The organism is Bacillota bacterium (assembly GCA_024655925.1).
Lineage (GTDB): Bacteria > Bacillota > DTU025 > DTU025 > JANLFS01 > JANLFS01.
Map to the genome: position 1 here is coordinate 1 of JANLFS010000080.1, position 13,445 is coordinate 13,445.

General features: G+C 60.8%; 12 protein-coding genes and 1 pseudogene. 3 read left to right on the forward strand and 10 right to left on the reverse strand.

Annotated features, from left to right (window positions below):
- Positions 1–7: 7 nt before the first annotated feature.
- On the reverse strand, positions 8–985 hold the full coding sequence (locus tag NUW23_11815; GenBank protein ID MCR4426851.1) for a nitronate monooxygenase: 978 nt from the start codon (positions 983–985) through the stop codon (positions 8–10).
- A gap of 279 nt (positions 986–1,264) precedes the next feature.
- Between NUW23_11815 and NUW23_11820 the strand changes: the two genes are divergently transcribed.
- From NUW23_11820 to NUW23_11830, 3 genes and pseudogenes are all read left to right on the forward strand, one after another.
- A complete protein-coding gene (locus NUW23_11820) occupies positions 1,265–2,119 on the forward strand; it encodes a MurR/RpiR family transcriptional regulator (GenBank protein MCR4426852.1) in 855 nt (284 codons plus the stop codon).
- 361 nt (positions 2,120–2,480) lie between these two features.
- On the forward strand, positions 2,481–3,113 hold the full coding sequence (locus NUW23_11825; GenBank protein MCR4426853.1) for a hypothetical protein: 633 nt from the start codon (positions 2,481–2,483) through the stop codon (positions 3,111–3,113).
- Positions 3,095–3,313 (forward strand): annotated as a pseudogene (locus NUW23_11830) (hypothetical protein). Before NUW23_11825 ends, NUW23_11830 begins: the two are co-directional and overlap by 19 nt.
- Here NUW23_11830 and NUW23_11835 read toward each other — a convergent pair.
- The 9 genes from NUW23_11835 to NUW23_11875 all read right to left on the reverse strand — a co-directional run bounded on the left by NUW23_11835 (position 3,305) and on the right by NUW23_11875 (position 13,344).
- On the reverse strand, positions 3,305–4,720 hold the full coding sequence (locus NUW23_11835; protein MCR4426854.1) for a hypothetical protein: 1,416 nt from the start codon (positions 4,718–4,720) through the stop codon (positions 3,305–3,307). The pseudogene NUW23_11830 and the gene NUW23_11835 sit on opposite strands and share 9 nt — an antisense overlap.
- 39 nt (positions 4,721–4,759) lie before the next feature.
- A complete protein-coding gene (iolB, locus tag NUW23_11840) occupies positions 4,760–5,626 on the reverse strand; it encodes a 5-deoxy-glucuronate isomerase (GenBank protein ID MCR4426855.1) in 867 nt (288 codons plus the stop codon).
- A 122-nt stretch (positions 5,627–5,748) separates the two neighbouring features.
- On the reverse strand, positions 5,749–6,885 hold the full coding sequence (locus NUW23_11845; GenBank protein ID MCR4426856.1) for a succinylglutamate desuccinylase/aspartoacylase family protein: 1,137 nt from the start codon (positions 6,883–6,885) through the stop codon (positions 5,749–5,751).
- An 11-nt stretch (positions 6,886–6,896) separates the two neighbouring features.
- A complete protein-coding gene (locus tag NUW23_11850) occupies positions 6,897–7,043 on the reverse strand; it encodes a hypothetical protein (protein MCR4426857.1) in 147 nt (48 codons plus the stop codon).
- A 13-nt stretch (positions 7,044–7,056) separates the two neighbouring features.
- Positions 7,057–8,337 (reverse strand): TRAP transporter large permease subunit, encoded by a 1,281-nt coding sequence (locus NUW23_11855; GenBank protein ID MCR4426858.1) that lies wholly within the window; start codon positions 8,335–8,337, stop codon positions 7,057–7,059.
- Between the two features lie 107 nt (positions 8,338–8,444).
- On the reverse strand, positions 8,445–9,014 hold the full coding sequence (locus tag NUW23_11860) for a DUF6305 family protein (GenBank protein ID MCR4426859.1): 570 nt from the start codon (positions 9,012–9,014) through the stop codon (positions 8,445–8,447).
- Between the two features lie 12 nt (positions 9,015–9,026).
- The gene (gene ggt / locus NUW23_11865; protein ID MCR4426860.1) at positions 9,027–10,727 is read right to left on the reverse strand and encodes a gamma-glutamyltransferase; all 1,701 of its coding nucleotides are present in this window, start codon (positions 10,725–10,727) and stop codon (positions 9,027–9,029) included.
- Between the two features lie 156 nt (positions 10,728–10,883).
- Positions 10,884–11,984 (reverse strand): DUF4392 domain-containing protein, encoded by a 1,101-nt coding sequence (locus tag NUW23_11870; protein ID MCR4426861.1) that lies wholly within the window; start codon positions 11,982–11,984, stop codon positions 10,884–10,886.
- 109 nt (positions 11,985–12,093) lie between these two features.
- Positions 12,094–13,344, reverse strand: a complete 1,251-nt coding sequence (locus tag NUW23_11875) for a TRAP transporter large permease (GenBank protein MCR4426862.1) — start codon at positions 13,342–13,344, stop codon at positions 12,094–12,096.
- Positions 13,345–13,445 lie beyond the last annotated feature (101 nt).

A 13,445-nucleotide genomic window follows, 5' to 3' on the forward strand; every position in this document is an offset into this window, starting at 1 on the left:
TCCGTACTCATCGTCCCTTCGACTCGGCAGTGGCGGGTCCGTCGAGCGCCTCCCGCAGTTCGCGGGCAAGTGCCGACATGATCTCCTCGACCGACATGGCTCTCTTGACCTTGTGTACGAACTCGCCCGAAAAGACCAGGCCTCCTTCGACATCCCCCGCAACTGATCTGCGTAGGGCGTCGAGTATGCAGAATTCGGCGGAGCAGCGTTTCAGACAGCGCCGGCATGATGTGATCGCCCCGCGATCTATGCCGCCGATGGACTCAGTGAAGGCATTGCGCAGGGCCCTTCCGGGCAACCCGACAGGGCTCTTGATCAAGACTACGTCTTCTGCCCTCGCTGAGAGATACATGCGCTTGAACTTCGGGTGGACCTCACACTCATGACTTGTCACAAACCTGGTGGCCATCTGCACACCGGACGCCCCGAGTCTTAGCATCCTGGCGATGTCGTAACCGTCCATGATCCCGCCTGCAGCCACGACTGGGATACCCACTTCCCGAACGACTTCGGGCACGATCTCACTCACAGGCCGATCCGTGCCGAGGTGTCCCCCTGCCTCCTTCCCTTCGACCACAACTGCCGCGGCCCCGAGCTTCTGGGCAATCACCGCGAGCCGGGCGGAAGAGACGATGGATACCACGGGGACTCCGTGATCTCGCCCCCATGAATACATGTCCCGCGAGAACCCCGCCCCGGAGGCTACGAAGTCGACTTTTTCCCGCATCGCTGTAAGCATCAACTCAGCAAACGCCTCGACGGCGAAGAGGACGTTCACCCCGATGTACCCGGAGGTCAGCTCGCGGGCTCTTTCGATCTCCCGAATCAGTTCCTGCGCCGTCAGCCCTGTGCCTGCGATGGTTCCGATGCCTCCGGCCTCTGCCACGGCAGCAGCCAGCCTGCCAGTGGAGACCTTGTAGGCCATACCCCCCTGGATGATGGGGAGTCTCGGTCTCATGTGGGCGATCGTCAGTCTTGGGAGCATAGTAGGCCTCCTGAAGATGCTGCGTGGCACGTGCGGCGGTGCGGAATGACCGGAGGCGGCTCGCATACACCCCACTCATCAGATAGTTTGATGTCCAAAGTTTATGGCGCCTGGGGCGGTTTGTCAAGGAAAATGGCCACGTGACGGAAACACTCAGTCAAGGGCAGGTGAAGCCTATGCAATTCTCCTTGCATGGAGGAGGATTCTTGCAAGATATGTTGAATGCGCCATACGTCCTGCCGGGACCCTGGCCCCACGCCTGCAATGAGGTGACCGCTCATGTCAGAGCCTGCTCCAGCCGCGGAGCGGATCCGCGCCTGCTATAGTTCGATGAGCAAGAGCCAGCAGAAACTGGCGGACTTCGTTCTGCAGAACCTCCCCGAAGTCGCCATGATGTCCAGCGCCGACCTTGCAGGGAGTCTGGATGTAAGCGAGGCGACGGTGGTGCGGTTCGCCCAGATACTTGGGTTCGAAGGTTATCCGGATCTCAGGCAGCAGCTTCAGACCGAGTTTCTCCGGCAGTACCGGTCGTCGGATCGTGTCGCCGTGATGATCAACGAGAAGCCAGGTACTCCGGGCCCTCTCAGCACGATCGTCACTGAGACTGTACGACACCTGCAGCAGCTGCTGCAGAATGTGACCGACACCCAAGTGGAGGAGGCAGCCCGGCGTATAGTAAAGTCCCGCCGAGTCTTCGTGTTCGGTGAGGGGGCCCCGGCGAGCCTCACTGTTCTCGCGGATTTCTGGCTTTCGCGCCTCGGCTGTCAGGTGGTCCGGGTCAACCAGACCGGACGGCGTTTCTTCGACTACATCTTCCAGGCTGGCCAGGGAGATCTCGGGGTGGTATTTGCCTTCCGCCGGCCCAGCCCCGAGGCACTTGCTCTCCTCGAGCACCTAGCGAATGAAGGCGGCGAGTCGATCCTCATCACAGACCTGGTGAGTTCACGAATGCATCCCCTCGCATCCCAGGTCTTTCTGGTGCAGCGCGGGCCCATGGAGGCATTCAGGCCACTCGGTGCTCCGCTGGCTGTTGTGGACGCCCTAATCCTCAGTGTCATGCGGCTCCGAGGCGACGACGCAGTCGAGCACCTTCGGCGCCTTGACAATCTCAGGCAGCGTCATGGGTATCTGTGACCTGACCATCTGAAGGGAGGAAGCAATGTGAGGGAACAAGTCCGGCGAGTGATGGTGTCAGCAACGCTTGTCGCAATCATGTTGATGTGCGTGGGCTCTCATGCGGTCCAGTCCGCCCTGAAGTATCCCCCCGATGTAGACGCATGGCTCAGGCAAGTCCAGATCGGTCCCTACCAGCCGGCCAAGGTAGACTGGGACCAGGTGCCAGGCCGCCAAACGCGAGGGCAAGGTCGTCATCTACACCAGTTCGTCCCGGACGATCAGCCTGAAGCCAGAGTTCGAGGCGGTCTATCCGGGCGTCACCTTGGAAGTCTACGAGCTTGGTCCCACGGGCTCCATCGAGAAGGTACAACGGGAGCAGATGGCCAAAGTGTACAATGCAGATGTGATCCACGCATCCGGCTATCCGGCGCAACTGCACCTGCTGTACAACAGCCACATGATCTTCCCGTTCTACCCTCCTGAACTCCAATCTGTCATTCCGAAGGAGTTCCGCGAGCCTCTGGTTGCCCAGAGGTACGAATCCCGGGCCATCTTCTATAACTCCAAGGTCTACCCAGAATGCCCGATCACCAGCTGGTGGGATCTGACCAAGCCCGAACGGCGGGGTAAGCTCGCCATGGTCGACCCGGCGAACGATGCGTCAAGTCTCGACTTGATCACCACAATCGTGCTGAACGCGGATGCGCTCGCGCGCGACTACGAGCGGGTCTTCGGCCGCCCGATCCGGCTCACAACCCCTAACGCCGGGTACGAACTGCTCAAGGGGATCATCGCAAACCGGCCAAGGATGTTCAGCCGCCATACCGACCTTATCAAGGTGGTCGGCGACCCGAGCAGTACCAATCCGCCGCTCGGAATCTCCATACCTTTCTCGAGCCTCGGGTATGCGGAGGACCCTGCAAGAGGCAGCCTCAAGCTCATGGCAGCAACGAAGCTGACTCCAGCAATCGGGATGCTCTACCCGAGCCTTATGAAGTGTGGATGCCAATGATACGCGATGCTATAGAAAACAGGGCCGTGAAAAAGACGCTCACCATACCCAAGTGGCTGGACGATCTCGCCACCGAGCATGGCATCAATTTCTCCAGGACTCTTCAGGAGGCACTAAAGCGGCAACTCGATGTCCCGGATGAACAGCTCTACACTCTCGTGGATCTGAGGGCATCCGTGCATCCAGGTTGCCTAGTATGAGAGGGGCAGCCCCAGCAGCCTCCACCAGGGGATGGCTACCACATTCACGACAATGAACACCGCGAGAAGCATGCCCAGGCCGAACCGGAACACATCTGTCCTCTCCAGTTCGGTGTACTGGCAGACCATGTAGATGGTCGCGGATTGTGCAGGGTAGAAGGCAACCGCGTCTATGGTGATCAAGGCTGTGAGCCCCAAAACCACCGGGTTCAGCCCGGCTTGTCGCCCGATCTCCCCAACCAGCGGGAGCGCTACTGCGATAGCCGCGGGCAGGCTCGGGATGCTGGCGTGGATCATGGCTGACACCAGGATGACGACGACCAGGACTCCCCACGCGGGCAGGCCGGCGAAGGCCCCCCATCCAATGATCCTGCCGGCGACCCATTGCGCCGCCCCGGTCGTTTGGAGAACGTGCGACAGTGAGAGCGCAGCTCCACTCACCACGAAGAGAGACCACTCTATCGAGGAAGACGCCGCCCGCCAGCTCAATATCCCAGGCCACGGCGATAGGATCAGGACCGCAGCAATGAGGGCGGGGACAGCGGACGGAAGCCCATGGTAGGTGTCGGTCAGCCACAGCGTGCAGGCAAGCGCCAGGATGCCCACAACCCACCACTCCCCGGGCTGAAGCCGCGCCGGCATCCTGTCCTCTGAGATCTCGAGCATCCGCTGCGGCCCCAAGGCCGCCCGCCCATTCCCACGGCCCTCCACCGGCGCCGGCAGCACCATCACCAGGACGAGACCGAGCCCCATGACGGCCGCGTACGGTACCGCCATCAGCGCAAGCCAGCGGAACCACAGGAATCCTCCGAGTAGACTGGCGGCCATCGCTGGGGCAACTCCGCCCGTGAGGAACATCGAGGATGCCATCGGGTTGAGCCTCGCGAGGACCATGGCGACGGCACGGGCGAGCTTGCGGGAGCCACGAAAGGCGGGGTGGGCAAGGGCCCTTTCGAAGACGGGGAGCAGGATGGCGTTTCTCGTGAGCGCGGACGGTACCACAACCGCCATCAGCGGGAGCAAAAGGGTCGTCCTGGTGACCAACTTCAGCCCGTCGCCCTCCGAGATACGGGTAACCCAACCAGAAAGCCGGGCCGCGAGCCCGCTCGATACTATTGCACCGGCAAGCATCAGGACGCCTAGCAGGAAGAAGAGGACGGGCGAGGCGAACCCAAGGAGCACTGAGGAGGAATCGACACCGGGTATGACCAAGAGAAGCAGCACCGCAAGGAGGCTTGTCGCAGCGGGGTGCAGCGCACCGGTGGACCAAAGCACCACCACTGCCGCCACCGAGCCAAGAGTGTACCGGCCGTCCACCCCGAGGGAGTCGGAGGATATCAGGGAGCGTATGAATAAGAGGCACAGCCCAGCGCAGGCAAGGAACACCGCGGTCTTCCGGTTACCCACCGCGACGACTCGCCTCCCCCTGTCTCAGCCGGACACTTCTTACGCGTTCTTGACCCACGCGTGCGCGTCGTCTTCCCGGGGTGACATGAACCTCTTCTCCCCAGCGAGCGCCCAGAGGTAGTAGACTTCGTACCTAGGTGCTGCCGCCACTGGGTGGTACCCGAAAGGAATCGCCACGGTGTCCCCATCCCTGATGACGTAGGCCTCGTCCACTCCCCGCGACGGTGAGTAGATCCGCTGGAACCCAAATCCGCGCGAGGGTTTCACGCGGAAGTGGTAAACTTCCTCGAGAACCCCTTCCAGACCCTCCACTTCCTCGTCATGCTTGTGCGGCGGGTAGCTCGACCAGTTGCCCTGGGGGTTGAAAGTCTCCCCAACGATGAGCCTGGTGGCCTGGGGTTGGTCTTCCTGCACCACGATGTCGTGGACCAGACGGTACCAGTTCCCCGTTCCCACCGGCCTGATCTTCACCATGTCCGGGGATACGATCTCGACCTGCCTCCCGCCGTCAGCCCGGCCGCCCGTCGTCTCCTCGACAGGCCTAGCCCGTATGACCGCGATCTCCGTCGACCGCGATGCCCCTCTGAGGGCAAGTGAAACCCCAGGCGGCGAGTAAACCGCCCACGCAGGCCCTTCGAATACGTTGTCACGTTCCCCTATTCTCTGACTATGGGCGCCTTCGCCCCAGATCACATCGGCCTTCCCGCCGAGCACCACCAAGACAGCCTCATCGGGCTCGAACGCGAGATCTCGTCTCTCCCCCTCGATCAGGTTGACCAGGCCAAACCTCAGATACCGAAGTCCTGTGCCGGGGGTTTCAGGGCCCACGATCTCCCGGATGCCACTCTCCGCCTCAAGGGCGTCGGAAAGGCAGACTTTGAAACAGCCGTACGATTTCTGAGACATTGGTCAAAAGCACCTCTACTTCGCGACGTTCGACTCGGATTCGCAGTATTGCATATCCAACTCGCCGGGGAGGCCTCTACATCATCAGGACCCGCCAGAGACACCCGGTACGTGCCCGGCTGCTATCTCGGCGGAGGCCTCAGAAACGCTCCTAACCCCCGGTCCGTTACTTCATTGAATCCCGGAACTCCTTCCACCACCAGCGGCTTGTACTCCCCAACGGATTCCATGGATGAGAAAACTGCCAGAAGCGCACTGGCATGACGTCCCACCCGCTCCTCTATAGGATGGCCACTATCGTCGAACGGGACATATAGCCTCCCGAGCTCCGCAGCCTTCACGTAGAACTTGTCGCGCCCCTCGAGCGCGAGAGCCTCGCCGGTCCTACCGCGCAACCTCCCCTGACTGGGATTGGCGGTCTCCATGAGCAAGGCCATGGTGTCAGAGTAATCGCCCCACGCGCGGTGGGAAAGCCCGTAGAACGTTGGAGGGGACTTCTCCAACCTCATCCTGATGTCCTCGAAGTCCAGCATCATGACGGCCATCGCGGCCAAGTCCTCCGCCCGCTGGTGGGCGACGATCGCATGGATCACAGGGTACTCAGGGGATGCCTCGTGGAGATCGATAGACACATCCGCCTTCTCCTGCCGAATGACCTCCATTATTGCGTAGGCGACCTTCTCAGTCAGCGTTCCGTCAGGCCTGCCGGGGTAGGCCCGGTTCAGGTTCCGGTTCTCACTCCCGGAGAGTCTCTGACCCGATGGATTGATGTAGATATCCGGGTCCGGCCACTGGTGAAGAGGGTTGGTCGCCCGCGACCCGTATCTGAACTTCCGCTCCACGCCATCCTGCGTCTTCAGATGAATCCACTGCGGGGACCCCTCCTGGGCATCGTTGTGAGTGAATCCACTTCTGTTCCCGTGTGGTATCACAACCAGCCGCCCCGCTCGAACCACCGCGCGCTCAACCAAGAGGACAGCTGTGAGGTAGCCAGAGGGCTCGTTCGGGTGAGTCCCGCCCAAGACAAACGCTGTGGCCCCGGGCTCCTCACCTTCGAGGATATAGACATCAGTGTCTCCAGGGGTTCCACGGAGTCCAGAGAAGTAGTCCGAGAGCTTGCGGACAGCCGTTACACCCGGCCCGGGAACGATCAGGTCGTCCTTCCACATGGATCGGAACTGCGCTCCTGTCGTCAAGACCACAACGATGACCACCGCAGCCAGCACAACTGCGCGCACCTTTGCATCTATTCTGGACATCCCAGATCGCCTCACTTCCACAAGAGGATACGCAGGACCAGAGGTATCAGGATCAATGCTGCTGTAGCCTGCTTGAGGAAGTCTCGTTCGGTCCAAAGCTCAGATGCAACAACCGCGACGAAAAAGGCGCACAACCCCCAGTAAATCCAGGCCATCATCAGATCCCCCACCTCACAGAAGCCATCTCGCGATGGGTGTGGCCCATCTAATGAGAACCAGAGCCCATGCGGCCGTCAGGATAGCTGGGATGACGCAGTGCCTGAGCACCACGAAGTAGTTCCTCTCGTCCACAACTTGCGCCGCGAAGATACCAGCCAGGGCCGTCGGCGGCATCAGGTCACCCAGGCCTGCAAGGAGTGTTAGCCCTGATGCAGCCACGATCTCGTTGTGCGTACCGAGTAGCGCGAGCAAGAACGGAACCCCCAGAACTGACGAGGACCCGAACGCTGAGACCGCACCGAACAGCGGAACGGAGACTGCCATGGCGCCATAGAGAAGTGCCCTGGGGAGGCCCAGGCAGCCAACCACCACAAACCCACGCACTCCAGTCACAGTCATCACCTGGATGAACATGCCGACGCCCATGAGGATGCCCATCACCGGGAGGGCGTCCCTGATAGCCCCCCTCGCCACAGCCCAGGGCACCACGGGCTTGCCCGAAAGCACCGCCGCCGCAGCCGCGATGAAGAATGTCAAAGGCATGCCCAAGTCCGGAAACTTCCCGGGAAGCAGGTTGGGGCCGGCCATCAGGACCACCAGCACCACGAAAGGCAGGTACAACCTGAGCCCATAGGTTCTGTGATAGCTCTCCGGAAGCCGCTCACGGACCAGATCAAGTGACCGTAACCTGCGCAAGTGCGGAAGCCCCAGGAACAAGCTTATTGCGATCGCCAAGGGGATCGTGGCAAGAAGCAAAGGCTTGGCGAACCCGACATAGGGCATATCGATCCCGCCCCCGATGATCATGGCGGGGATGTTCACGGGCGGGGCGAGCATCCCATAGATGGCAGCCATCGCAATTATGGCAGCAGTCTTCTGCTTTGGTATCCCCAGGTGCATGAGGACCGGGGCTACCAGCGCCCCAGTGGTCAGAACGGACGCAGTCGAAGAACCTGTGATCATCCCCGGGAACATAGTCAGGAAAGTCAGGCCCACGAGAAGCAAAGCCCGGGATCGGTAGAAGGTATCAATGAGCCACCTGGCCACAGTATCGAGCAAACCTGATGCCTGTATCGCTTTCATGAACATCATTGCGCACCCGATCACGAGGATCGTGTTGAGGTACCCAAAGGTGCCTTCGACCATGTGACGAAGGGCGAACCCCTCGCCCCCGGCCAGGAGGCCGACCACGGATGCGATGACCAGACAGATGCCGATGGGGAGCCTGAGAGCGAAGGCAGAAGCCACGAAGGTGCCAACCATGAAGAGGAATATCCAGCCTTCAGAGATCATGAGACACCACCTCCGATGCACAGGACCGGACGTCAAAAAGAACGGTGGAGAGCCCGGGCCGTCGCAGCAGACGAACCAGCGCCGGGCTCCCTTCGCCTGTGCCAGTGCTACATGCCGAGCGCCCGCTTGAGCGGGGTGAGAGTGTCTGCGATTCGATCAGCCTTGGTTATGGGAACGTCGCGGCCCGCTGCTTTCAGGACGGATTCGAAAAAACTATCCTTGTCGCCGCTTGCGACCACAATAACCGAGGATGCGTAGGGGAGCGTCGCACGGATGAACGCATCGGAGAGAGTGCCTCGTCGCTCCTCCCCACCTATGTGCATGTACACGATGTTGATCTTGAGGCTCGCAGCCCGCTCGAGCAGGGCAATCGAACGTGCGGTCTCTTGCTCCTGGTTTATCCCTGCAGCGCCAAGTCCTTTGGCACTCCCCCCCACCACAGGAACGAGCGCTGAGTACTTGGGCTGGCCGTCCGGACCTACTAGGTCCTTCGCCACGGCAAGGCTGTCCATCTCGTACGGGATCTTGCCCATAATGCACAACTGCTTGACCATGGCAGATTCCGCGCTCTGGCCTATCGATGTCACCAGAATGGGCTTGCCCGCCGAGAAGGTTCCGCCAGCAGCCAGGCTGATCAGGGCACCGCATACAACCGCGATCAGCAGGGTTCTGCGCATAAGATGTACCTCCTAGAATCCAATGGCCTCCCCAAGCCGACGCGAGTCAGCAGCACCGTACATCAGCCCACTGGCCCGGTCGAAGAGGACAGCTTGGACTGCTCCGTAATAAGAGTCCCAGTCACCCCTGACACTCACCGTGTGGCCGAGAGCCTGGAGGGCCGCGCGGGTGTCCTCGGGGATCCTGCTCTCCACAGCCAAGGTCCCGGGCTTCCCGGCTGAACTCGAGCACCACACCCTCGGAGCCTCAATGGCCTCGTCGAGCCCCATCCCGAAATCGAGAACGTTCATTATGACCTGGGCAAGGGTTGGGAAGATCCTGGTCGCTCCAGGAGTCCCGAGCGCCATGAAAGGCTCGCCGTCCTTGAGTATGATCGTCGGGCTCATGCTCGAGAGTGGCCGCTTCCCAGGCTCAGGTGCGGAAACTGACGCAGGGTTCGTCGAGAAGTCGTCCATCTCGTTGTTCAGCATTATCCCAGTGCCGGTCGCCATTACGCCGGAGCCGAAGAAGTAGTTGATGGTCTGTGTCAGGGACACGATGTTTCCCGCCTGGTCCACGACGACCAGGTGAGTGGTGCTCTCGTGTTCGTAGTTCTGGGGTTCGCCTGGCTTCAACTCGGTCAGGGCCTTATCCAGCCTGATCTGATCCACGAGGGTCTTCGCGTACTTCTTGGAGGTCAGACCAGCAAGAGGGATGTCCACGAAATCAGGGTCCGCCATGTAGGCCGCGCGGTCCGCAAACACGAGCTTGAGAGTCTCGGAGAGGGTGTGTATGTACGGGACGGAATTGTGGCCCATCGCGCGGACGTCATAGTTCTCCATGACATTCAGAATCTGAATGAGGTGGGCTCCACCGGAACTGGGCGGGGGCATGGAGATGATCTCATAGCCACGGTATGTGCCGCGCACAGGCTCCCTCATCACCGCGTTGTAGTCCGCCAGATCCTGCATGGTCATGTTCCCGCCAGCTCTGTTCACAGCCTCCACGATCTTCTCGCCGATCGGGCCGCGGTACAGGACATCGGAACCCTTCTCCGCAATCAGCCTGAAGGTGGCTGCAAGCTCAGGCTGCCTGAGGATGTCGCCGGGCTCCATGGCCAGGCCGTTGTGGAAGTAAGGGACTTCGAGCGGGTCATTGTAGTCGGCCATCTTCTTGTAGTTTTCCTTGATAAGGCCGCTCAGCATCGGAGAGACTTCGAACCCCTCTTCAGCGTACCTTATCGCCGGTTCGACCACCTGCGCAAACGTCATGGTCCCGTACTTCTGGAGAGCGAGTTCCAGGCCTTTGAGCGTGCCGGGCACGCCCACGGCCTTCCCGCCGAGCTGGGTCCATTTCTCCTTCTGCGCTTTCTCGGAGGCATACATGTCCTTGGTGGCCGACGCAGGGGCTTTTTCACGGTAGTCGATGACCGCCACTTCTCCAGTCTTGGCAAACCTGACTACGATGAAGCCTCCCCCGCCGAGCCCTGATGCGTTGGGCTCGACCACGTTGAGTGCGAGCGCGGTGGCCACCGCCGCATCGATCGCGTTCCCGCCAGCTTTCAGGATGTCCACACCGGCCTGGGATGCAAGTGGGTGGGCCGCCGCAACCATGCCGTGTCTTGCGACGACATCTTTCGGCGCATGTGGGTCGACCTGAGCACTTGCGGACGGCACTGCCATCACAAAGCCGACCAACGCCAGACATGCCGCGAGGATAAGAACTCTTCGCATTTGACCTGCTCCTTTCTTGACTGAGCTGTACGCTGTCGGAGTAGCAGATACTGACGTTTCACCCCCACACGCGTTGGGACAACTTCTGTCTGCAAGTCAACTGCATGTACGGTTGACGCTCACGGAATACGACGCCGATGTATCCGGTTCCTGCCATCATAGGGAGGCGAGTCTTCGGAGATGAGAAAGGAATTCTGGACGCATCCGGTCATGGGCCTCCCCATGCGCTAGGACCGCCCGGAGAAGCGAGAGGAGAGCCATGTGGACCTCGATACCCAGTACGTCAATGGACATGACACACTTGCCTGTCACGCCGTCAACCGCCCCGGCATCCACCGCTGCTGCCAGAACGGCTCGAGCGATCTCGGGTTCTGGCAGCACTGTGGGGACTCTCTGGATATGTGCGAGACACGCGAGCATTCCATAGGCCACGTCATCAGAGACCGCACCCACGACTGTCACGTCCGCCGGGATCGGGCAAGCTATGCCGTGCCCGCACGGGCAGTGACACGTCTGTCCGAAGGGCGTGACCGCCTCTACGACCTCGGCCACTTCACCCATGCCCAGTTCATTGCCGAGGTCTCCGATAGCCACCGTAAGGATCCTGCGCTTCGCGATTTCCAGGAAAAGCTCATCAATGCGCGCGGTGATGTCAGACACCGACGCGCCGAAGGAGTTGTGATGGACGCCGGCGGAGTTCATGCCCGGCCGTTCAATGGAGATCATTGCGGCGGGGCGTGCCTCATCCGCGATTCTCGCAGCTTCGTGACGTGCCGACGCCGGGTCGACAGGAAATGGGAGCACAGCCACCGACCCTGGCAGCCCGCAGGCGACACCGATCCCGGAGACAGGCTTGAGCCCTGCTGCGCCACAGGCTGCCCCGAGGACACCCATCGCCGCCTCTTCGGTGACAATCACAGGAACCGCCCCGAACGCAAGAAAGAGCCCGCGGGCGAGGAGCGCGGCGCCTGTGACGCCGTCAGTTTCCGGCATTCCCGCACCGCGGATCATGAACCCAGTTGCGACTATTACCACTGGACGGTCCCGCGGGTCCTCGGAAGGCACCGGGACTTTGCGCCCGCATGCTTCTGAGAGCCTGCGGGCTGCGAGATATGCAAGAGGCTCTCCCTGCTTGCGCCTTGCCTCGCGGTAGACCGGTTCCACAATGCCCCGGGCGTGAAAATCCACAGTTATCAGCCGGTCGATGTTCTCCGCGATGATTCCGGCGACAGTTGATTGCAGGTTCGTGTGCGGCACTCGCGCGCCCCCCGGGTGTCTTGTGATTCCTGTCAATCCGTCGACTTCCGCCAGATAGATTCGGCTCAGTTGCCACGGATTCCTTCAGAACACCAAGGAAGGTGCAACTCTAAGCGAACAGCAGCGGGACGAACGTGAACACCATCAGAACCCCGATCAGGGCCAGCAGCATGGGAATCACAGCCTTGGATATCCGCTCGATGGACAGCCCACTCACGGTGCTAGCAACGTAGAGGTTGATCGCAACTGGAGGAGTGATCATTCCGATTGCCAGGCCAATGACCATGATTATTCCGAAGTGGACCAAGTTGACTCCGAGGTTTCTCACGATCGGCAGGAAAACCGGAGTCAGGATGATCAGAGCTGACGCAGTCTCCATGAAGACCCCGGCAATCAGGATCACGATGTTGATGAGAAAGAGTATCAGGAACCTGTTCTGGGTCATCGCAAGGACCGCCTCGGCAACCGCTTGAGGTATCTGATAGTTGGACAGAATCCAGCTGAACAGGTTGGACGTGGCGATGACGAACATGACCAGTGACATAGTCACCCCGGAATCCACGATGATCCTGAAGATGTCGCGGGGTTTGAGGTCACGGTAGACGAAGAGCGCCACGATGAGCGCGTAGTCCACCGCGATGACGGCGGCCTCCGACGGGGTGAAGTACCCGGAGAAGATACCTCCGAGGATTATGCCGGGAGTCAGGAGGCCCCAGATCGAGCCCTTGAACTTTGCCCAGACGTTGGAGACCGCAAACTTGCTGCCTTTGGGGTAACACTTGACTGCCGCGGTCCTGAGGGCCACCGCCATTAGGGAGATGCCCATGAGCGCACCGGGGATGAAACCGCCCAGGAAGAGCTTGGCCACAGACTGGTCCGCGACTATCGCGTATAGGACCATCGGGACACTGGGCGGAATGACGACTCCTATGGTGCCTGCGGCGGCGATGAGAGCTGCGGAGAACGCGGGATCATACCCTTTCTCCTTCATCTCTGGTATCATCGGGGCAGCGATTGCGGCTGTGGTGGCCGCGCCCGAACCGGAAATGGCAGCGAAGAACATGGCCCCCAGCACGCTGACGAGGGACAAGCCGCCGCGGATAGTCCCAAGGAAGGAGTCGGCGAAATCCACAAGGCGCTTGGACACGTTGCCCTTGGCAAGGAGATCTCCCGCCAGAATGAAGAAAGGCACGGCCACGAGCGGGAACGAATCCGTTCCCGCAAACATCCGCTGCGGCAGCAGGACGAGGGGCACCTCCTGTATGGCCAGGACTATGACAGAGGAGAGGCCAATCGACATTGCTACTGGCATGCCGAGGAGAATCAAGGCGAAAAGCGCGCCGAAAAGCAGAAACCCCACCAGACTACGCGGCGTCGGGAGCCCCCGCCTTCAGGCGTGGGGAGGCGACGCCGCTTCCCCCTTTCTGGGCATATTCGTATCCATCGGCTTTTTCAAGCAGC